Below are 21,159 nucleotides of genomic sequence, written 5' to 3' on the forward strand. Positions count from 1 at the left end.
CCTTGCCGGCGAAGGCGTTGCCGAAGAAGTTCAGACGGGGTTCCATGGCGATCTCCTGGTCGGGTTCCGGATACGCACTTCAGACCGGACAGCCCCGCCCCCTGTGACACCGAGAGGTGTGGCCTACGTCACTCGTGGCCCCCTGGGTGACGCCGGGCGAGGGATGCGGGCCCAGTGATCGGCCCGCCGAGCCCGCACCCCCGTGCTCACTGGGTCTGATCGGTCGGCCGGACCAGGATCTCGTTGACGGCGACGTGCTCGGGCTGGGTGACCGCGTACAGAACCGCGGCGGCGATGTCCTCGGACTGGAGCGTGCGCATGGACCCGGCCATGTTCTTGGCCGCGGCCTGCATCGCCTCATCGGTGATGTGGCTGGTCAGCTCCGTCGAGACGAATCCGGGCTCGACGACGACGACGCGCACGCCCTGGGTCGTGACCTCCTGCCGCAACGCCTCGGAGAAGGCGTTGATGCCGAATTTCGTGGCCGCGTACGCGCCGCTCGCGGGAGATGCCGTACGTCCCGACGTCGAGGAGATCTGCACCACCGCGCCCTTGGAGCGGAGCAGGTGGGGCAGCGCCGCGTGGACCACGTACATCGAGCCGAGCAGGTTGGTCTCGACCATGCGCGTCCACTCCCTGGTGTCCGCGCCGAGGATCATGCCGCTGAGCATGACGCCCGCGTTGTTCACCACGATGTCGAGTGCGCCGAAATGCCCGACGGTCGCCGCGACCGCGTCCTGCACCGACCGCTGGTCGGTGACGTCGAGCGCGAGGGGCAGTATCTCGCCGGGGGCGTCCTTCGCCAGCGCTTCGAGCCGGTCGGTCCTGCGTGCGCCGGCGACCACCTTGGCCCCCGCCTCCGACAGGGCGAGTGCCGTCGCCTGGCCGATGCCTGAGGACGCGCCGGTGACCAGGGCGACTTTTCCTGCAAGGGTGCTCACTTTTTCCTCCGGGGTGAGTGGATGCGGCGGGCGACCGAATGGGTGGCCGAAGCGGCGCATCGGAAGATGACCGATGGGTCATGTTGAGCGTAGCACCCAACATGACCAGCTGGTCATATTGCTGGTAGGCTGCTCTTCACGGAGGAGGAAGACATGACCGAGACGACGACGCCTTCGAGTCCCAGGGCGGACATGGTGCGCAACCGCCGTCTCCTGCTGGCGGCCGCCACCTCGGCGTTCGCCGAGCGCGGGATGGAGGTGTCGATGGGTGAGATCGCCCAGCGCGCCGGCGTCGCCAAGGGCACCGTGTTCCGGCACTTCGCCTCCAAGGAGGAACTGCTCGCGGCGATCATGCTCCAGGTGCTCGATCAGCTGCTCGACACGGCGGACCGGCTCAAGGCGGCCGACGACGCGGGCGAGGCACTACGGGAGTTCATGACGGCCGGTGTCGAGGCGCTCGCCGCCGACCGCGCGTTCTGCGAGGTGATCGGACGGCCTTCGCTGCAGCATGCCGAGGTGCGGGATGCCATCGACCGTCTCTGCGGCATCGTGGAGACACTCACCGTCCGCGCCCAGGACCAGGGTGCGATCCGCGGCGACATCACGGGAACGGACATCGTCCTGCTCCTCGGCGGTATTCACCAGACGGCGGAGCCTTTGCTGGCCACGCAACCACAGGCCTGGCGCCGCTACCTGGAGCTGGCCTTCGACGGCCTGTTCGCTGCCGGCGCCCGTACCCTGCCCCATCCGCCTCCGTCGCGCCTGAACCTCACCGACTCTCCGGCCGGCCCTTCGGTCGGCTCTTCGGCCTGACGCACGGCGGGCGCCGGAGCGCGCCGCGTCGCCTCATTGCCGTCGATCAGAGAGCGAGGACGACTTCGGTGGCCGGTTCGCTGCAGCAGACGAGGACGGTCCCCGGCTCGGGGAGTTCGAGCGGTGGGGTGGTGTAGGCGACGTCGCCTGCCACAAGGGTCTCACGCAGGTGTGGCAGACGCCGGTGCGACAGGACCAGCGGGTGGGGATGTCGCAGGCTTCGGCGAGGTCGAGAAGTCAGGCGTGGGCGGCTGACCAGGGGGTGGTGATGCCGCTGCGGGCGAAGGTGATGAGGGGCCGGTCCCCGTGGGCCCCGAGCGGCTGGTGCGGCCGCACCGCGGCAGTGGCGGTGACGCCGGGGTTGATGGCGGTGAGGGCGCTGAACTGTTCCGCATGGATCCGCTCGGGGCGCAGGCCGTGCTCGTGCAGGAGGCCGCTGAGACCGTCCATGAAGGACGTCGGCCCGCAGAGGTACGCGTCGACGTCGGCCGGAATGCCGATGGCCTTGAGCGAGGGGTGGTTGGGCGACCGTAGCTGATGTGTGATTCCCCGTCATGCGGGGTCTCGGCGGTGTAGAAGGTGTCCTCGTGCGCGTCGGGGGACCCCCTGTGGGACGGCCGGCCGAGGCAGCTCCACTGGCGCGGTGATCTGTGCGCTCGGCCCGATCCTGGTTCCGGGACCGGTGAGACGGCGGCGGGAGCCGCTATGCGGACGTGGCGCCCTTGGTGCGCTGATAGTGGCGCCTTGCTTTCATGCGGTTGCCGCAGACCGCCATGGAGCACCAGCGGGCCATGTTCGTCTTGCTGCGGTCGATGAGGAAAAGGCGGCATTCGGGGTTGGCGCACGGTCGCAGCCGGCCCGGGAGCGCCTGTTGCGCCTCGCTCCACGCCAGCACGGCTTCCACGGCCAGCCGTCGCTCCGCGGGGGCGTCCAGCTCCCACGAGACCCCCTCGGAAGAGAGGCGCGGACGCGAAGTCACGCCCTTCAGCACCGGCGCCAGCGACGTCGCGGGGCGAGTGCCGCGCACCACGTCCTGGAGGGCCTCGCGTGCCTGCATGAGGTTGCGGAGCTCGTCCAAGGTTCCGGTGCCGCCGTGCGCGTGCTGCCAGCGCTCGGCCGCTTCCGGGTCCGCCAGCTCGTCCTGCACGGCACCGCTGACCAATGGTGTGCTGTTCAGGAGTGCCAACAGCGTCTCCTGCGGTTCTCGGTCGGCCACCGCCATACCTCCTAACCGACTCGATCTGCTTCGCAGGTTACATGAACGGTCCCACCCTGGACGGCTCCCGTCACTATCTAACCGTCGATACTGTCTTGACAGGTTAGGTCACGCGTGCTCGACTGGCGATGGAACCAGTGAAGGGCGAGAGAAAGGTTAGAAAGATGGCTGCCGCAGTCCACCACCGCACCGCCACCGTCGACGGCCTCGTTGTCTTCTACCGGGAGGCCGGCGATCCACAATCGCCGGTCGTGGTACTTCTGCACGGCTTCCCGACCAGCTCACACATGTTCCGCGGGCTCATCCCGGCCCTCGCCGACCGCTACCGCGTGATCGCTCCCGACCACATCGGGTTCGGCCAGTCCGCGATGCCCACGCCGCAGGACTTCCCGTACACCTTCGACGCCCTCACCGACGTCACCGCCGGCCTGCTCCAGCAGCTGGGCGTCGACCGGTTCGCGATGTACGTACAGGACTACGGCGCCCCCATCGGCTGGCGTCTGGCCCTCCAGTCCCCGGACCGTGTCACGGCGATCATCACCCAGAACGGAAACGCCTACGAGGCGGGCTTCGTCAAGCCCTTCTGGGACGGCGCCTTCGCCTACGCCCAGGCCCCGGGGCCGGACACCGAAGGTCCCATGCGGGCCGCGCTGACCCTCGAGATCACCCGCTGGCAGTACGTGAACGGTGTCGCCGATCCCAGTCTGGTCAGCCCCGACAACTGGGTGCACGACCAGGCGCTGCTGGACCGCCCGGGCAACGACGAGATCCAGCTCAAGCTCTTCCGCGACTACCCGACCAACGTGGACCTCTACCCGCAGGTCCACCAGTACTTCCGCGACTCCCAGGTCCCGCTGCTGGCGGTATGGGGCGCCAACGACGAGATCTTCGGCCCTGCCGGCGCGGAGGCGTTCCGCGACGATCTGCCCGATGCCGAGGTCCACCTGCTCGAGTCCGGGCACTTCGCCCTGGAGAGCCACCTCGAGACCATCACCGAGCACATCCGCGACTTCCTCGCACGGGTCCTCGCATGACGTCAAGCGCGTGCGTGAGAGCGGCTGCGGCGGCCGCGGACCATCGCCTCGGCCGCCGCTGCCGGCACATGGCCCGGCAACACCAGAAGGCCGGGCCTCGCGCACCCTGCCCCCCTCACACACCCGAGGGAGCACGCCATGGGACTGTCCTGGCAACAAGGCCCCCTCGCCCCAGGCGCCGTCGGACACTTCCTCACCCCGGCGTCTCTCCCCGAACGTCTGCTGTTCGCCGAGCGGTTGCGCCGCCGTATGCGCGTGAGGTTTCACGACACCTGGATCGCCGACAGCGAGCAGGTGACGCTGCTTCACGAACCGGGCCGCTACCCCGTCGCCTACTTCCCCCGCGAGGACATCGACGAGCAGGCCCTGGTCGAGAGCGGCAAGGTCACCCGGCACAAGGACCTCGGCGACACCGCCTGGTACGCGGTGCGGGCCGACGGCCGTAGCGCCGAGCGGGCCGCCTGGGAGTTCACCGCGCTGCCCCCGCACGCGGCCGCTCTCCAGGGGCACATCGCCTTCGCCTGGCGGGCGATGGACGCCTTCTACGAGGAGGACGACCGCATCCTCGGCCACGCCGCGGACCCCTACCACCGCATCGACTTCCGCCACACCTCCCGCATCCTCGAGGTCCGCCTCGGCGACAGCGTGATCGCTCGCTCCGATCACCCCCTGGTCCTCTTCGAGTCCGGATTCGCCCCGCGCTGGTACGTCCCGCGCGCCGACATCGACGAGACGCGGCTGCGCGCTGCCGACGGCCAGACCTTCTGCCCCTACAAGGGCCTGTGCGACTACTACGTCATCGGCGAGGCACGTCGCGCCGCGTGGGCGTACCGCGACGCGTACCAGGAGGTCGGCCTGGTCAGCGATCTGGTGTCCTTCGAACCGGACAAGGTGGAGGTCTCCCTCGACGGCGTGCCGCTGCGCCTCGAACCCGGTCAGAACGTCGTCCCCCACGGCATCGACCGAGGCCTGGACGCCCACGAGGCCGCCTGAGACGCACCGCCCCGGCAGCCCGGCGAACACCCGCAACGTACGACGTCCCGCCGCCCCGCCCGGCCCGGTCCTCCGGTGTCACGTCACCCCCCATGCGCCTTTCGTGCAACGGCACGCCCCGAACGTGCAGGAGTTCACACGCCCGTAACCCGCACACTCGGTGGCCAGGCACAACCGTGATTGGACCGACACGCGGAGGCGATGGACCCATGCGGACGTTCGTGCACACTTCCCATCCGGCACGGGTGATCTTCGGTCCCGGCACCGTCGGGGAACTCGCCGAAGAAGTACGGCGGCTCGGCGGTTCCCGGGTGCTGCTGCTCTCCAGCCCACCGCTCGCGGACGCGTCGGCGCGGGTCCGGGACGCTCTCGGCGGCCTGCTGGCGGCGGAGTTCGACGGCGCCGCCATGCACACGCCGTCCGAGGTGACGGAAGCGGCGCTCGCCGTACTGAGGGAGGCGGGCGCCGACTGCCTCGTGTCCGTAGGCGGCGGCTCGACCACGGGTCTGTCCAAGGCGCTCGCGCTGCGCACGGACCTGCCCCAGGTCGTCGTACCGACCACGTACGCCGGATCCGAGGTGACCCCCGTGCTGGGGGAGACGCGTGACGGGCACAAGGTCACCCGGTCCTCGGCCGCGATCCTGCCCGAGACCGTCGTCTACGACGTCGACCTCACTCTCTCGCTTCCGCTGCCGATGTCGATCACCAGCGGTGTGAACGCCATGGCGCATGCCGTGGAGGCCCTGTACTCCGCCGACGCCGACCCGGTCACCGACCGGCGGGCCCTCGACGCGATCTCCCTCATCGCCCGGGCGCTGCCCAGGCTGGCGGCCGACCCCGCGGACCAGGAGGCCAGGACCGACCTGCTGCAGGCAGCATGGCTCGCCGGCACGTGCCTCGCGACGGTGGGCATGGGCCTGCACCACAAGCTCTGCCACACCCTCGGCGGCAGCTTCGGCCTGCCGCACGCCGAGACACACACCGTGATCCTTCCGCACGCGATGGCCTTCAACGCGCCCGCCGCCCCGGACGCCATGCGCCGCATCGCCCGGGCACTGGACGTGCCCGACGCACCGAGCGGCGTGTACGACCTGATCACCTCGCTGGGCGGGCCGACCTCGCTGCGGGATCTGCGCATGCCCGAGTCCGAGCTGGCCCGCGCGGCCGGGTTGGCCGTGGCGACGCCGTACCCGAACCCCCGGGAACTCACCGCCGAAAATGTCGAAGGCCTGCTGGCCGACGCCTGGCACGGCCGCCGCCCCCGGGAGTCCGACACCACCGACGCCACGACGGCCCGGCTCACCCATCAGGTCGTGGCGAGCTTCGCGCAGGCATCCGACGCCCGTGTCCGCACCCTGCTCACCGCCCTCGTACGGCACCTGCACACCTTCGTGTCCGAGCAGGACGTCACCGAGACGGAATGGCAGTACGCGATCGACTTCCTCACCCGGACGGGAGAGGTGTGCGGCCCCACCCGGCAGGAGTTCGTGCTGCTCTCGGACGTGCTGGGCGTCTCCAGCGCCGTGGACCTGCTGACCAACTCCCGCACCCCCGACACCACCCCGTCCGCCGTCCTCGGCCCCTTCTACGTGGAGGGACCGCCCGAGGCGGAGCACGGCAGCGACATCTCCGGCGGCCTGCCCGGCACCCCCCTGTGGGTGGACGTCCGCATCACCGACACGGCCGGCGCGCCGGTCAAGGACGCCGTCGTCGACGTATGGCAGTCCAACGAGGACGGCTTCTACGACGTGCAGCTGCCGGAGCTGGACGGCCCCGTCCTGCGGGCGCGGCTGCGCAGCGACGCCGAGGGACGGCTCACCTTCTGGTCGATCCTGCCCTCGGAGTACCCGATTCCGCAGGACGGCCCCGTGGGACAGATGCTCGCGGCAGTCGGCCGCCACCCCTACCGGGCGCCGCACCTGCACTTCATGATCGCCGCGCTCGGCCACCGCCGGCTCGTCACGCAGCTGTTCGTGGCCGGCGGCTCCTACCTCGACAGCGACACCGTGTTCGGCGTGAAGGACCAGCTCGTCGTCGACTTCGCCCCGCAGGCAGGCCCCACCCCGGACGGCCGGAGCCTTGACGGGGAGTGGCGCCGCCTGGACCACGTCTTCCGCATCGCCCCCCTGACAGACTGACCGAGGAGAAGGCCACTCATGACCCGCACGGACACCTACGACACCGACGTCCTCGTCGTCGGCAGCGGCCCCGCCGGGGGCTCGGCCGCCCTGTTGCTGGCCACCTACGGCATCCGCACCCTCCTCGTCACCAAGTACGGCTGGCTCGCCAACACCCCCCGGGCGCACATCACCAACCAGCGCACGATGGAGGTCCTGCGGGATCTCGGCGTCGAAGCCGAGGCCCTGGCGCAGGGCAGCCCGTCCCAGGTCATGGGGGACACGGTGCTGTGCACCGCGCTCACGGGCGAGGAGATAGGCCGGATCCGCAGCTGGGGCACGGGGCCCGGCTCCCTGACCGAGTACGCGTCGACCAGTCCCTGCGAGATGATCGACCTGCCGCAGACCTACCTCGAGCCGATCCTCACCACCAACGCCGCGGCCCGGGGCGCCAAGGTCCGCTTCGACACCGAGTTCCTGAGCCTCACGCAGGACGAGGACGGGGTCACCGCCCTGCTGCGCGACCGGATCCGCGGCGACGAGTTCACCGTACGGGCCCGCTACCTGATCGGCGCCGACGGCGGACGCAGTGCCGTCGCCGAGCAGATCGGCCTCCCCATGGACGGGCGCATGGGCAAGGCCGGCAGCATGAACATCGTCTTCAAGGCCGACCTCGCCCGGTACTGCGCCCACCGCCCCAGCGTCCTGTACTGGGTGCTGCGGCCCGGCGCGGCGACCGGCGGCATCGGCATGGGCCTGGTCCGTATGGTCCGGCCGTGGAACGAGTGGCTGCTGGTGTGGGGCTACGACATCGAGCAGCCGCCGCCCTCGGTGGACGAGGAGGAGGCGCGCCGGATCGTACGGGATCTGATCGGCGCTCCGGACCTGCCCGTGGAGATCACGTCCACCTCGCTGTGGACCGTCAACCACACCTACGCATCGGACTATTCGTCCGGGCGGGTGTTCTGCATGGGCGACGCCGTGCACCGCCACCCGCCGTCCAACGGGCTCGGCTCCAACACCTCGGTCCAGGACGCGTACAACCTGGCCTGGAAGCTCGCCATGGTCGTGCGCGGTGAGGCCGAACCGGAGCTGCTGGACAGCTACTCGGCCGAACGCGCCCCCGTGGGGCGGCAGATCGTCGAACGCGCGAACCTCAGCCGCGACCAGTTCGGACCGGTCTTCGAGACGCTCGGCGTCGGCGCGGACAGCGACGAGCGGACCATCGCCGAGGGACTCGCCGCACTGCGGGCCGGCACCGCCGAGGGCGCCAAGCGCCGCCGGCTGCTGGAGGACGCGATCCAGCTCAAGAACTACGAGTTCAACGCGCACGGCGTCGAGATGAACCAGCGCTACGTCTCCGGCGCGGTCCTCGCCGACGACTCTCCCGCCGAGCACTGGCTGGACGACCAAGAGCTGGTGTCGCGTCCCACGACCCGCCCGGGCGCCAAGCTGCCGCACGCCTGGCTCGTGGACAGCGCGGGGCAGCGGCTCTCCACGCTCGACGTCGTCGGCAAGGGCGAGTTCACTGTGCTGACCGGACTGTCGGGCGGGGTCTGGGAGGCGGCGGCGGAAGCCTGCCGCGACGAACTCGGCATACAGCTGCGCCTGGTGCGCATCGGCGACGACGACTCCCGTGACGCCTACGGCGAATGGAGCAGGGTGAGCGAGACGCCCGAGGAGGGGGTGCTCCTGGTGCGCCCGGACGGCTACGTGGCCTGGCGCCACGGCACCGCACCGGAGACCGCCGCGGAGGCACGGGACGAGCTGCGTGCCGCACTGCGCCGGATCCTGGGGCGGTGACCATGGACAAGCAAGTGGCCACGGCCGCGCAGGCCCTGGCAGACGTCATGGACGGACAGTCCTTCGCCGTCGGCGGGTTCGGACTGAGCGGTGTCCCCGAGGTGCTCATCGGCGCGCTGTACGAGTCCGGCGCGGGCGACCTCACCGTCGTGTCGAACAACTGCGGCGTCGACGGACGCGGTCTCGGCGTGCTGCTGGCGGCAGGCCGCATCAGCCGGGTCACCGGCTCCTACATCGGTGACAACAAGGAGTTCGCCCGCCAGTACCTGGGAGGTGAGCTCGAGGTCGAGCTGATTCCCCAGGGCACGCTCGCCGAGCGCATGCGGGCGGGCGGCAGTGGCATCCCGGCGTTCTTCACACCCGCCGGTGTCGGAACCGCGGTGGCGGAGGGAGGCCTGCCGTGGCGGTACGCCCCCGACGGCTCGGTCGCGGTCGCCTCACCACCCAAGGAGGTGCGGGTGTTCCACGGCGTCGAGCACGTTCTGGAACACGCCGTCACCACCGACTACGCCCTCGTCCGTGCCGCCCGCGGCGACCGGCACGGCAACCTCGTCTTCCACCGGGCGGCCCGCAATTTCAACCCGCTGGCCGCCATGGCCGGCCGCATCACCGTGGCCGAGGTGGAGGAACTCGTCGAGCCGGGCGAACTCGACCCCGACGAGGTCCACCTGCCCGGCGTGTTCGTCCAGCGGGTCGTGGCACTGACCCCGGAGCAGGCGGCCGACAAGGGCATCGAGAAGAGGACGGTACGCGAGCGATGAGCTGGAGCAGACAGGAGATGGCGGCACGCGCCGCACATGAACTGCGCGACGGCGACTACGTGAACCTCGGCATCGGGCTGCCCACGCTGGTGGCTGACTTCCTGCCGGCCGGCGTGGACGTCGTCCTGCACTCCGAGAACGGCCTGCTCGGTGTCGGACCGTACCCGGCGCCGGACGAGGTCGACCCCGACCTGATCAACGCCGGCAAGGAGACCGTGACGGTGGTGCCCGGGGCGGCGTTCTTCGACTCCGCGCTGTCCTTCGGCATGATCCGCGGCGGCCACATCGACACCGCCGTACTCGGTGCGCTGCAGGTCTCGGCACGTGGCGACCTGGCCAACTGGGCCGTCCCCGGAAAGATGATCAGAGGCATGGGCGGCGCCATGGACCTCGTGCACGGCGTGGGGCGGGTCATCGTGCTGATGGAGCACACCGCGAGGGACGGCAGCTCCAAGATCGTCGAGGAGTGCACGCTCCCGCTGACGGGACGGGCCTGCGTCGATCGCGTCATCACCGACCTGTGCGTGCTCGACGTCACCCCGCGGGGACTCGCGCTCGTCGAGACAGCGCCGGGCGTGACGGCGGAGCAGGTCGTCGACCGCACGTCCGCATCTCTCATCGTGAGGAGCCCCCGATGATCGAACAATCGCGTGACGTCTACATCGTCGACGCCGTACGCACCCCCTTCGGCCGATACGGCGGCGCGCTGTCCGGCGTACGCCCCGACGACCTGGCCGCCGGCGTGCTGCGCGCCCTCGTGGAACGCAGTCCCGGCCTCGACCCGGCCCGCATCGACGACGTGCTGTTCGGCAACGCCAACGGAGCCGGCGAGGACAACCGGAACGTGGCGCGGATGGCCGTCCTGCTGGCAGGCCTGCCGGTCAGCGTGCCCGGCGCCACCGTCAACCGGCTCTGCGGCTCCGGCATGGAGGCCGTCGTCCAGGCGGCCCGCGCCATCGCCCTGGGCGACGCCTCCGTCGCCGTGGCCGGCGGCGTGGAGTCCATGAGCCGCGCCCCGTGGGTGCTGCAGAAGCCGGACCGGCCCTACCCGGCGAGGGACCAGCAGCTCCACTCCACCACCCTGGGCTGGCGGATGGTCAACCCGCGGATGCCGGGGGAGTGGACGATCCCCCTCGGCGAGAGCGCGGAGCTCGTGGGCGCCAAGTACGGCGTGACGCGCGCCGAGCAGGACGCCTTCGCGCTGGCCAGCCACACCAATGCCGCCGCCGCGTGGCGCGACGGCCTCTACGGCGGCGAGGTCGTCGCCGTCGACGGCGTGGACCTGCCGCGCGACGAGGGCATCCGCGACACCACCTCCCTGGACGCCCTGGCGAAGCTGAAGCCGGCATTCCTGCCCGACGGCACCATCACGGCCGGCAACGCCTCACCGCTGAGCGACGGCGCGTCCGCGCTGCTCCTGGCCGACGAGGAGGGGCTCGCGGCGATCGGCCGCGAACCGCTGGCCCGGGTGCGGGCGGCGGCGGTCACGGGCATCGAGCCGCAGTACTTCGGACTGGGCCCGGTGGACGCCATCCGCAAGGTCCTGACGAAGGCGCGGGTCGACGCGGCCGACCTGCGCACCATCGAGCTCAACGAGGCCTACGCGGCCCAGGTGCTGTCCTGTCTGGCGGCGCTGCCCGAACTCGACCGGTCCGTCGTGAACCCGCGAGGTGGCGCCATCGCCATCGGACACCCGCTGGGCGCCTCTGGGGCCCGCGTCGCGGGTGCGGTCGCCCACCAGTTGGCCGCGGCCGGCACGGGAACGGGTCTGGCGGCGCTCTGCATCGGCGTGGGACAGGCGCTGGCGCTGGTGCTGGAACGCTGAGCGGGAGAGGGGAGGAAAGGGGAGAGGGGGCGGTCGCCGCTCCCTCTCATCCCTCGCGGCGTACGACGGCCGGGGTGGTGCCCAGGCGGGCGCGCATCACCCGGGTCAGGTGCTCCTGATGGGAGAACCCGCACGCGATGGCCACCTGCCCGATGGGCGCCGACCCGGTGCGCAGCAGCCGGGACGCGTGTTCCAGGCGAAGGCGCAACACGTACTGGTGCGGGGACTGGCCCGTACTCGCGCGGAACTGGCGCGTGAACTGACTGACACTGAGCGAGGCGGCGGCGGCCAGATCCGCGATCGGCAGCGGCTCGGCCAGGCGTTCCCCGATGAGGTCCCGCACCGCGGTGAGCTGCCGGTCGGAGAGTCCGGAGCGGACCGGCACCCGCATTGCCGGTCGCGCGGCGTGCCGCCGGGCGAGCTGAGCGGCGAGCATGCCGGTCAGATGGTCCACGTACGTGCGGGCCGACGGTTCCCAGCGGCGCACCGCGGTATCCAGCGCGATCATGAGCTGCTCGGCGAGCGGATCGGTGGAACCCAGTTCCTCGGACAGCTGGACAGGCCGCCCCTCGTTGGCCTCGCACAGCGCCTGGTCCGTGAGGTAGGCGTGGACTGTCTCCAGGGGGCCACCCAGCTCGACGCTGAGCTCCCGGCCGACCGGCTGCAGGAACAGTCCACCGGCGGGAACGGTCCGCGACCGCGCCGCGCCGCCCTCACCCCGGCGCACGGTGACCGGTCCGCTGAGGTGCAGGATGAGCAGATGAGTCGGAGCGGGGTCGAACCTCGCCCGGTAGGACTGCTCCCTCTGCGCGGACAGATACAGGTGCTCCCACCCGAGCCCAGCGCTGCTGTACCGGGGCCGCACACCGGGCAGGCGAAGCATCCCCACCGTGTCGGCCAGTCCGAGCTCTGCCACGGTGCGACCTCCTCGGGCACCACCAAGCTGGTTGAATGCTCAATCATAGCCGACGGGCCCGGCGTCGATCGCGCATTGATCCCCATACTGGATCAAAATGGACGCAACATACGGCCACACTGCGGAGGCGCGGCGATGCACGGTGACGCCGAGAACGACGAGGAACTCATCGAAGAGCGTGACCGGAACGACGGCGAACCCGACGCCGAGGACGATGACGAGTACGACGAGTCCGGGCCGCACGACGAGGAGCAAGACAGCGGGTGGACCGGCGCCCGGGTGGCCGACGCGGACCCCGACGTCTTCCTCGACGTCCCCGTACTGAAGGTCGACGAGATCGACCTGGAGGTCGACGACCTGCGAGCGCGTGTCTCCCTGCAGGCCGAGGTGCTGGATCTGCTGAAGCTCAACGTGGGTGCCGACGTCTCGCTCGGCCGGGTGCACCTCGGCATCTCAGGGGTCGAGGCGCAGGCGCAGCTCCGGGTGCGTCTGGACAATGTCGCGACGATCATCAACCGGGTGCTCACCACGCTCGATCGCAACCCCGAGATCCTGCATGAGCTGGCGCGCGGGGTCGGGTCGGCCGTGCGGGACGTCGGTGGCGGGGCCCGTCAGGCTGTGGGCGAGCTGGGTACGGGTGCCGGAAGAGCCGTCCAGGATGTGGGGCAGGGTGCCGGGGCCGCCGTACAGGATGTGGGCCGGGGGGTCGGCTCCGTGGCGGAGGACGTCGGTCAGGGAGCTGGAAGAGCTCTGGGGGACGTCGGCAGTGGCGCCGGGCGCGCGGTGGAGGGCGTCGGTCACGAGGCAGGTCAGGCTGTCGGAAGGGTGGGGGAGGGGCTCGGCGGCACCACCGGAAGTGTGGTCGAGAAGGCCGCGGACGTGACGGACACCGCGGACGAGGTGGTAGGGGAGGCGGGCCGCGCCCCCGAGGACGCACCCGACGCGGCGGGCGGCAGCGCAGCCGGAACCGAGCCGGCCGAACGGAGCACGGCGCGCAGGCCCGCCGAAGGCCGGGGCCGGGCCGCCCGGAGCCAGGGCGCCACCCGCACGCGCAGGGTGCGCGGCGAGGACGGGAAGCTGCCGCCGCGGACCAGTCGCCGTCGCACCATCGACGAGCGTGAGGAGCCGCCCTGAACGACGAGCGGGGGAGATGAGCGCACGGCAGGAGACGTCTCGTTCCGGTCGACGGTCCACGCCGAACGGCTCCGCTTCACCGACGAACCCCGCACGGCGGTCCGCTTCCCGGGCGCGGGGGAGCGGGAGTCGATGAGCCACAGCGACCGGAGGCACCTTCCCGACAGGGTCGTTCCCGGTCAGGATTACCACGACGTCACCGTGGTTTACCGTCTCGCGACCCGGCTCACCGGTGAGCCAGGGACGGACGGGTAGCGCCGACGGCAAGGCCCGGCGCGGAGCCGGCTGGCCACATGCGCAACCCCGGTCCGATCCCGCCGTCGCCCTCTCGGTGTGCAGCCGTCGCGTACGTGCCCCCCTTGCACTCGGCCCACAGCTTTCACTTAAGGTTAGCCTCGCCTAATTGTTCAAAGCTGGACCACAGCAAGGAGCACCTCCCATGCCACTTCGGCGCCGCGGCTCAGCCGTAGTCACCCTCGCCCTCGCGGCCGCGCTCTCCCTCACGGCGTGCGGCAGCAGCGGTACGTCCGGGAAGGGCGACAGCGCGTCCACCGCGGCCGGGTCCGGTGCCAAGGACTCGAAGTCGGTCGCCATGGGTGGCGAGGACTTCGCCGACGCGGCGAAGAAGACAGCCGAGCTCGGCACGGACGCCAAGCCCGGCGAGTGGCCGCGCACGATCGAGCACGCGATGGGCAGCACCGAGATCAAGGCCCAGCCCAAGCGCGTGGTAGTGCTGGACGTCGGCGAGCTGGACAACGTTGTTTCCCTCGGCGTGAAGCCGGTCGGCCTGGCTCCGAGCGAGGGCTCGCCGGAACTGCCCTCGTACCTCAAGAAGGACGCGGGCACGCCGGCGAACATCGGCACCATCAACAGCCTCAACCTGGAGGCGATCGCGGCCCTCGAACCGGATCTGATCCTGGGCAGCCAGCTGCGCGCCGCCGCCTCGTACGACGAGCTGTCGCAGATCGCGCCGACCGTCTTCTCGATCCGCCCCGGCTTCACGTGGAAGGAGAACTACCTCCTCAACGCCGCCGCGCTGGACAAGACCGCGCAGGCCAAGGCGAACCTCACCGCGTACGACAAGCGCGTGAAGGCGCTCGGCGCCGAGCTGGGCGCCGACAAGCCCAGCGTGTCGATGGTCCGGTACATGCCCGACGGAGTCGTCCGGCTCTACGCCAACAACTCCTTCATCGGCACGATCCTGAAGGACCTCGGCATCCCGCGGCCGAAGAACCAGGACATCGCGGACCTGGCTGCCGAGGTCAGCGCCGAGAACATCGATCAGGCCGACGCCGACTGGATCTTCACGGGCGTCTACGGCGACCCGAAGGCCACGGACAAGAGCAAGGCCCAGGGCAACCCGCTGTGGAAGAACCTCGAGGCGGTCAAGGCGGGCCACGCCTACGACGTGCCGGACGAGACCTGGTACCTGGGGCTCGGCGTCGTCGCTGCCAACGCGGTGCTCGACGACCTCCAGAAGTACCTGGCCGCCTGACGAACCTCGTAGGAGAGAGTGAGCCCGGCGGATGCCGCCACCCACCCCAACCCGTCGCCGGGCCGCTTGGCTGCTGGCCGGCGCCGCGATGCTGCTGGTCGCCGTACTGCTGAGTCTCGCCGTGGGCAGTCGTCAGATCGCGCCCGGTGAGGTGATCCAGGCACTGCTGCACGGCGGCGACAGCGACGACGCCCAGGTGGTGCGGGCGTTGCGGACCCCGCGGACGGTCGTGGGCCTGCTGGCGGGCGTCGCGCTGGCGCTCGCCGGAACGGTGATGCAGGGCATCACCCGCAACCCCATCGCCGAACCGGGCATTCTCGGTGTCAGCCAGGGCGCGGCGGTGGGTGTGGTGTGCGCGATCGCCTTCTGTGGCGTGCACTCGATCAACGGCTACGTCTGGTTCGCCTTTGCGGGCGCGGCGCTGGCGGCGGTGGGCGTGTACGCCGTCGCCAGCGGTGGACGGGGCGGGGCCTCGCCGGTCAAGCTCGCACTCGCGGGTGCCGCGATGAACGCCTTCCTCGCCGCCCTCGTATCCGGTATCGCCACCACCAACGCCCGTGTCCTCGACGAGTTCCGCTTCTGGCAGGTCGGTTCGATCAGTGGGCGCGGCAGCGAGGTCATCGGCCAGATCTGGCCGTTCCTGCTGGCCGGACTGGTGCTGGTCGCGGCGATGGCTCGTGGCCTCGACGCACTCGCCCTGGGCGACGATGCCGCCAAGGCCCTTGGGCACAATGTCGGGCTGATGCGCCTGCTCGGCGCACTGGGCGCGACCGTGCTCACGGGCGCGGCGGTGGCCGCGGTCGGCCCGATCGCGTTCATCGGCCTCGCGGTACCGCACATCGCCCGCGCGCTGGTGGGAACCGCGCACCGCTGGGTGTTGCCACTGGCCGCGCTGCTGGGCCCCGTGATGATCCTGGGCTCGGATGTCCTCGGCCGCATCGTCTTCCCGCCTTCGGAGGTTCCGGTCGCCGTCATGACCGCCCTGATCGGCGTGCCGTTCCTCATCGCGCTCGTCCGGCGCCGGACGGTGGTGGCCGCATGAGCCCCATGAGCCGCGTGAACGGATCGAGCCGCGCCGAAGCCAACGCCGAAAGCCCCGGGCAACCCGTCGTCGCCGCCGAACGACCCGTGGCCCGCCCGGCCGGCCGCGCAGTTCGTCCCGCCGGGCACGCCGTGCTGCGCGGCGGGAGGGCCAGCTTCCTGGTCCACCGGCGGGCAGTCGTCGTCGCCGCGGCGCTGTCGGTGTTGCTCGCGTGCGCGGTGGTGGCGTACCTGTGCGTGGGCGAGTCCGTCGTCCCACCCGCGGAGGTGGTCCGTGTGCTGTTCGGGCGACCGAGTCCCGACGAGTTGGTGGTGGGTACGCTGCGCCTGCCCCGGCTGGTGGTCGGACTCCTCGCCGGAGCCGCGTTCGGCCTCGCGGGCGCACTCGTGCAGACCGTCGCACGCAATCCACTCGCCAGCCCCGACGTCATCGGTGTCACGCACGGCGCCGGAGCGGCCACGGTCGCCGCGCTGGCCTTCAACGCCGTCGCCGCCGACGCCCTTCCGTACGTATCCGTCGCGGGCGGCGTCGTGGCGGCGCTGCTGGTCTATGTCTTCGCGTGGCGGCGCGGACTCCATTCCTCCCGCTTCGTGCTCGTCGGCATCGGTGTCTCGGTCGCGCTCGGCTCGCTGACACAACTCTTCCTCACCAAGGGCGACTACTTGGTGGCCCAGCAGGCGAAGGTCTGGCTGACGGGCTCCCTCAACAGTCGCGGTTACGAGGAGGCCGCCCCGCTCGCGCTCGTGATGTTGCTCGGCGTCCCGGCAGCCTTGTGGGCGGCACGGGCACAGCGCGGCGCGGCGTTCGACGACGACACGGCGACCGCTCTCGGCGTGCGCCTGAACCGGGTACGGCTCGGGTTGACCGCGCTCGGTGTCGTCCTGGCGTCGGTGGCGACCGGAGCGGTGGGCCCGGTCGACTTCGTCGCCCTGCTCGCCCCGCAGATCGCGCGCCGGCTCACACGCACGGCCCAGATTCCACTGCTGTCCTCGGCGTTGACCGGCTCGCTGATCGTCGTGGTCGCCGACCTGCTCGGCCGCCGTATGTTCGCCCCGATCGAGCTGCCGGTCGGCGTCCTCACCGCCGCGGTGGGCGCTCCTTATCTGATGTGGCTCATCGTCCGCACCCGTAGCCGTTCCGGAGGCACCTCCTCATGAGTCGTCCGCCCGTCAGCCGCCTCGCGGCGCGCGATCTGACCCTGGCGTACGAGGACCGCACCGTAGTCGAGGGCCTCGACCTGGAGATACCCGACGGCAAGGTCACCGTCGTCGTCGGTCCCAACGCCTGCGGCAAGTCCACCGTCCTGCGCGCCCTGGGCCGCCTCCTGAAACCGCGTGAGGGCTCCGTGCTGCTGGACGGCACCGAACTCGCCCGCGTCCCGGGCAGGCAGATCGCGCGGACCATCGGTGTCCTGCCGCAGTCCCCGACCCCGCCGGACGGCATCACCGTCGCCGATCTCGTCGCCCGTGGCCGCCAGCCGCACCAGAAGTGGTGGCAGCAGTGGTCGGAGGCCGACGAGCGCGCCGTCGCCGAGGCGCTGGCGCACACCGACACGGCAGACCTCTCCGACCGCCCGGTGGACGAGCTCTCCGGCGGCCAGCGGCAGCGAGTGTGGATCGCGATGGCCCTGGCGCAGGACACTGAACTGCTGCTGCTGGACGAGCCCACCACCTACCTGGACATCGCTCATCAGGTAGAGGTGCTGGACCTGGTCCGGCGGCTCAACCACGAGCGTGGCCGCACCGTCGTCGCCGTCCTGCACGACCTCAACCAGGCCGCTCGCTACGCCGACCACCTCGTGGCCATGAAAGCCGGCCGCGTCGTCGCCCAAGGGGCGCCGGAGGAGATCGTCACCGCCGAGCTGGTCCAGGACGTCTTCGGCCTCTCCTCCGTCGTGGTCCCCGACCCCGTCACGGGTGGCCCCCTGGTCGTCCCCACCCGCTCCTGGCAGCCCGCGCTTGCGCACGAGTCCCAGGCTCGCTGATCGTCCCTCGCCGCTGGAGCGGGCTCGGCAGCACCCTCCCGCCTCACGGGAGGAGGGCGAGCTGCTCGCCGAGTTCCTCCGGCGCCCGGGCGCCGGAGGGACGGGCGAGGTCGGCGAGGGCGAACTCGGTTGTCCGCGTGGGTTGTGAACCCCCTCCCGCCGAGGGTTCCCACGGGCAGCAGATCGTCCTCGAGGCCGCTCAGGTAGGCGTGGACGAGGTCGTCCTTGTGGGCGCGGGGCTCGCAGGACGGTGACCGAATCGGCTGGAACCGACCCGTTGTCGTTGAGGGCGGGCGCTTCAGGCGCCGTCGCCGTCGTCGTCGCTGAAGAGCAACCCGAAGACACCCTCCAGACGCCGGGCGAGCGCCTCTTCATCGCCCTGCACCAGTGCCGCGTCGCCGATGACCTTGCGCATCAGCCAGGTGCCGGCGATCACCGAGAGGGCGAGCCCCGCGCGTTCCGGGACGTCGCTGCCCGTCAGTTGCTCGGTCAGCCGCCGCCCCACGTGACGCTCGATGCCCTGCCGCATGATCTCCGCGGCGCGCTGGTTGGGTGCGGACAGCAGCATCAGCAGGAACGGGTCGAGATGGTGGGCCTCGGGCGACGTTCGCTCCACCAGTGCCCGGGCCACGTCCTGGCTCAGCGTGCGCGGGTCGTCCGTGACGACGGTGGGCGGGGTGAAGGACGCTTCCACCACCTCGGCGAAGAGCTGCTCCTTCGAACCGAAGTAGCGGTTGACCAGCATGGCGGTCACACCCGCGGCTGCCGCGATCTCCCGCACGCCGACGCCGTCGTACCCGTTGCGGGAGAACGCCTCCATGGCGGACCGCAGAATCGCCTCACGGGTGGCCGCCGCGTTGCGGGGCCGCTTGGGAGCCGGGTCGCCGACGGCGGGCGTCCTGGGCGGTTCCTGTTCCATGCCGCGCAGTCTAACCAGGCGTTTCACCTAAAAATCTACATGCGTATACATGACCGACGCGCTCACACCGCGGAGCGGATCGTGCCGCCGTCCACCCGGATCGTGGCGCCGCTGATGTAGTCGGCGTACGGGCCGGCGAGGTAGGCGACGGCACCGGCGATCTCCTCGGGGCGGCCGAAGCGGCCGACGTCGTTGGGGACGAAGTCGCGGGAGGCGTTGCGTTCGATCTCCTCCCAGGACTCGCCCCAGCCGTGCTCCGGCGCGAGCGTGGTGATCAGTTCCTTCACCGTGTCGACGAGGATCGCTCCGGGAGCCACCACGTTGGAGGTCACCCCGGTGTCCTTCAGTTCCCGAGCCAGCGAGACGGCCAGGTTGTGCCGTGCGGCGAGCGTGGCGTTGTAGTGGGGCTGCATGGCGATCGGCTGGGTGGCGAGGCCCCCACCGATCTGGATCACCCGTCCCCAGCCGCGCTCGCGCATACCCGGCACCAGCCGCTGGATCATCCGGACCCCGGACACCACGTTCACCTCATACGTGCGGATCCAGTCCTGCGAGGTGGCCTCGGCCCAGCCGATGTGGTCGTACGCCCCGGCGTTGTTGACGAGGATGTCGACATCGCCCGCCACGGCGGCCACGGCGTCCGCGCCCGCGTCCGTGGCGAGATCGCCGATCGCCATGGCGACCGCGCCGACCTGCTCCGCGACCTTCCGGGTCCGGGCCTCGTCGCGTCCGTGCACCACTACGTCGGCGCCCTCGGCCGCCAGCAGCCGGGCGATCGCCTCTCCGAGCCCGGAGCTGGAACCCGTCACCAGAGCTCGGCGACCAGTCAGATTCAGAACCATCATCCTGCCCTTTCCTGCATATCTACGAGTGCATACCTCATAAGTCTACACTCGTATACATGGCGCCGCGCCGTACGGTAAGTCGCCTGAGACGGTGCGGCAGGGGGCCTGACCGGCGACGACCCGGACCGTTCGGCAAGGCCCCGCGGCATCTGCCGTCGACGCCGGGCGTCGATGTCCTTCAAGCGATGCCAGATCGGGCGAGGTCTGCTGCGGCCACGCTTGGTCGTTCGAGGACCTGGCCCTCCGACTCAGGGGCGCCCGGGCCCTGACGGCGACGGGCGGCCCCTCCAGAGTGGTCTTCGATGGCGCGAGCGAGGGGCTGAGCGCCGGGGACGTCGATCCCGGCCGCGATTCCCGCACAGGCAACGCTCACGCCGGCCCCGCAGACCTCCCCGGACGGTCCGTCACGCGGCCTTCCCCGGTTTCCTTCCCCAGACGGTGAGCATCCCGGCCGACAGTGCGGCGCATTCGTCGGAGCCCAGGTAGCGGATCGCGGCGTCGACGTCCGGGTCGTCGACCAGGCCCGTGGCGAACATCGCTGCCCTGCTCCGCTCCCATGTGTCCGCCCAGAAGCGGCTGATGGGACTGCCCGGCAGTAGCGGGGGCACATGGATCTCGGCGGCGACAGGCATGAGTCCCGCACCGCGCAGCAGGTGCGGATACGACGGCACCCAGGAGACATCGGTACCGACCGTGGCCCACAGCCCCTGCCACATCGCCCGCATCACCGCGGTGTACGGCGTGCCGGGCGTCCGGTCGCTCGTCAGGTCGACCGCGTCGCTGAGCACCAGCACTCCGCCCGGCTCGACGAGTTCGGCCAGTGCTGCGATCAGGCGCTGGTATTCAGGCAGGTGCATCAGCACGAAACGCGCGTGCACGAGCCGGAACCGGCCGGGGGCGAAGTCCGGGGCGGTGAGGTCGGCCTCCAGCACGTCGAGTCCGGGCACGGGGTGCTCGGTGACGAAACGTACGTCGCGGTCCACGGCGAGCACGCTCGACACCCCGAGCTCGTCCAGCATCCGGCGGGAGACCGTGCCCGTGCCGGCACCTACGTCGAGGCAGTGCCACCCCGGGCCGGCCCCGAGTGCCCGCAGTCGCGACGTGGTGATGTCGTCGTAGGCCAACGCGCCGAAGTCGATGCGCTCGCCCTCGCCCGCCTGCTCGGGACGGAAGACGGCCTCGCCGTAGCGACCGCCGCCCCGTGCGTCCCCACCCGGGGTGGCGGTCACGTCGCTGCCCGCGCGACGCGGAGGGCGTCATCGCACCCGACGAACCGGGACCGCGCGTCTGCGAGAAGCTTCATGGCCGGACCTCTTCACGG

At 71.0% G+C, this 21,159-nt stretch carries 20 protein-coding genes; 13 read left to right on the plus strand and 7 right to left on the minus strand.

The features are described from left to right. Nucleotides 1-206: 206 nt before the first annotated feature. Nucleotides 207-941: an SDR family NAD(P)-dependent oxidoreductase gene (locus AB0O67_RS02940; RefSeq protein ID WP_365445091.1), complete on the minus strand. Its 735-nt coding sequence runs from the start codon at nt 939-941 to the stop codon at nt 207-209. Between the two features lie 153 nt (nt 942-1,094). On the opposite strand from AB0O67_RS02940, the gene AB0O67_RS02945 reads away from it, so the two are divergent. Then, entirely contained in the window at nt 1,095-1,754 is a 660-nt protein-coding gene (locus tag AB0O67_RS02945) for a helix-turn-helix domain-containing protein (RefSeq protein ID WP_365445094.1), read from the plus strand. 237 nt (nt 1,755-1,991) lie between these two features. On the opposite strand, the gene AB0O67_RS02950 is transcribed toward AB0O67_RS02945, so the two are convergent. Then, entirely contained in the window at nt 1,992-2,204 is a 213-nt protein-coding gene (locus AB0O67_RS02950) for a hypothetical protein (protein WP_365445097.1), read from the minus strand. 253 nt (nt 2,205-2,457) lie between these two features. Next, nucleotides 2,458-2,976, minus strand: coding sequence for a CGNR zinc finger domain-containing protein (locus AB0O67_RS02955; RefSeq protein WP_365445100.1), 519 nt, complete (start codon nt 2,974-2,976; stop codon nt 2,458-2,460). A 158-nt stretch (nt 2,977-3,134) separates the two neighbouring features. Between AB0O67_RS02955 and AB0O67_RS02960 the strand changes: the two genes are divergently transcribed. From AB0O67_RS02960 to AB0O67_RS02990, 7 genes are all read left to right on the plus strand, one after another. Continuing rightward, a complete protein-coding gene (locus AB0O67_RS02960) occupies nt 3,135-4,004 on the plus strand; it encodes an alpha/beta hydrolase (RefSeq protein WP_365445103.1) in 870 nt (289 codons plus the stop codon). A 138-nt stretch (nt 4,005-4,142) separates the two neighbouring features. Then, nucleotides 4,143-4,997: a DUF427 domain-containing protein gene (locus tag AB0O67_RS02965; RefSeq protein WP_365445106.1), complete on the plus strand. Its 855-nt coding sequence runs from the start codon at nt 4,143-4,145 to the stop codon at nt 4,995-4,997. 209 nt (nt 4,998-5,206) lie between these two features. Beyond that, nucleotides 5,207-7,135, plus strand: a complete 1,929-nt coding sequence (locus tag AB0O67_RS02970; RefSeq protein ID WP_365445109.1) for a maleylacetate reductase and hydroxyquinol 1,2-dioxygenase domain-containing protein — start codon at nt 5,207-5,209, stop codon at nt 7,133-7,135. Between the two features lie 18 nt (nt 7,136-7,153). After that, nucleotides 7,154-8,917: an FAD-dependent monooxygenase gene (locus AB0O67_RS02975; RefSeq protein ID WP_365445112.1), complete on the plus strand. Its 1,764-nt coding sequence runs from the start codon at nt 7,154-7,156 to the stop codon at nt 8,915-8,917. A 2-nt stretch (nt 8,918-8,919) separates the two neighbouring features. After that, entirely contained in the window at nt 8,920-9,678 is a 759-nt protein-coding gene (locus AB0O67_RS02980) for a CoA transferase subunit A (RefSeq protein WP_365445374.1), read from the plus strand. Continuing rightward, entirely contained in the window at nt 9,675-10,316 is a 642-nt protein-coding gene (locus AB0O67_RS02985; protein ID WP_365445115.1) for a CoA transferase subunit B, read from the plus strand. Before AB0O67_RS02980 ends, AB0O67_RS02985 begins: the two co-directional genes overlap by 4 nt. Further along, nucleotides 10,313-11,503 (plus strand): acetyl-CoA C-acyltransferase, encoded by a 1,191-nt coding sequence (locus tag AB0O67_RS02990; protein ID WP_365445118.1) that lies wholly within the window; start codon nt 10,313-10,315, stop codon nt 11,501-11,503. Before AB0O67_RS02985 ends, AB0O67_RS02990 begins: the two co-directional genes overlap by 4 nt. 46 nt (nt 11,504-11,549) lie before the next feature. Here the strand turns inward: AB0O67_RS02990 and AB0O67_RS02995 are convergent, their stop codons facing one another. Then, the gene (locus tag AB0O67_RS02995; RefSeq protein ID WP_365445121.1) at nt 11,550-12,419 is read right to left on the minus strand and encodes a helix-turn-helix domain-containing protein; all 870 of its coding nucleotides are present in this window, start codon (nt 12,417-12,419) and stop codon (nt 11,550-11,552) included. 135 nt (nt 12,420-12,554) lie between these two features. Here AB0O67_RS02995 and AB0O67_RS03000 point away from each other — a divergent pair, with 135 nt between their 5' ends. From AB0O67_RS03000 to AB0O67_RS03020, 5 genes are all read left to right on the plus strand, one after another. Beyond that, nucleotides 12,555-13,553: a hypothetical protein gene (locus AB0O67_RS03000; protein ID WP_365445124.1), complete on the plus strand. Its 999-nt coding sequence runs from the start codon at nt 12,555-12,557 to the stop codon at nt 13,551-13,553. 439 nt (nt 13,554-13,992) lie between these two features. After that, a complete protein-coding gene (locus AB0O67_RS03005; protein ID WP_365445127.1) occupies nt 13,993-15,048 on the plus strand; it encodes an iron-siderophore ABC transporter substrate-binding protein in 1,056 nt (351 codons plus the stop codon). Between the two features lie 31 nt (nt 15,049-15,079). Then, nucleotides 15,080-16,090: an iron ABC transporter permease gene (locus tag AB0O67_RS03010; protein WP_365445130.1), complete on the plus strand. Its 1,011-nt coding sequence runs from the start codon at nt 15,080-15,082 to the stop codon at nt 16,088-16,090. A 5-nt stretch (nt 16,091-16,095) separates the two neighbouring features. Continuing rightward, a complete protein-coding gene (locus tag AB0O67_RS03015; protein ID WP_365445133.1) occupies nt 16,096-17,247 on the plus strand; it encodes an iron chelate uptake ABC transporter family permease subunit in 1,152 nt (383 codons plus the stop codon). Then, nucleotides 17,244-18,074, plus strand: coding sequence for an ABC transporter ATP-binding protein (locus AB0O67_RS03020; RefSeq protein ID WP_365445136.1), 831 nt, complete (start codon nt 17,244-17,246; stop codon nt 18,072-18,074). The genes AB0O67_RS03015 and AB0O67_RS03020 overlap by 4 nt, the downstream gene beginning before the upstream one ends. Before the next feature lie 298 nt (nt 18,075-18,372). Here AB0O67_RS03020 and AB0O67_RS03025 read toward each other — a convergent pair whose 3' ends face one another. The 3 genes from AB0O67_RS03025 to AB0O67_RS03035 form a co-directional block, all read right to left on the minus strand. Next, on the minus strand, nt 18,373-18,993 hold the full coding sequence (locus tag AB0O67_RS03025; RefSeq protein WP_365445139.1) for a TetR family transcriptional regulator: 621 nt from the start codon (nt 18,991-18,993) through the stop codon (nt 18,373-18,375). Nucleotides 18,994-19,055: 62 nt separating this feature from the next. Next, on the minus strand, nt 19,056-19,802 hold the full coding sequence (locus tag AB0O67_RS03030) for an SDR family NAD(P)-dependent oxidoreductase (RefSeq protein WP_365445142.1): 747 nt from the start codon (nt 19,800-19,802) through the stop codon (nt 19,056-19,058). Between the two features lie 440 nt (nt 19,803-20,242). Further along, nucleotides 20,243-21,067 (minus strand): methyltransferase domain-containing protein, encoded by an 825-nt coding sequence (locus AB0O67_RS03035; protein WP_365445145.1) that lies wholly within the window; start codon nt 21,065-21,067, stop codon nt 20,243-20,245. Nucleotides 21,068-21,159 lie beyond the last annotated feature (92 nt).

The sequence above is a fragment of the Streptomyces sp. NPDC086077 genome (assembly GCF_040686175.1).
In the GTDB taxonomy this organism is placed as follows: domain Bacteria; phylum Actinomycetota; class Actinomycetes; order Streptomycetales; family Streptomycetaceae; genus Streptomyces.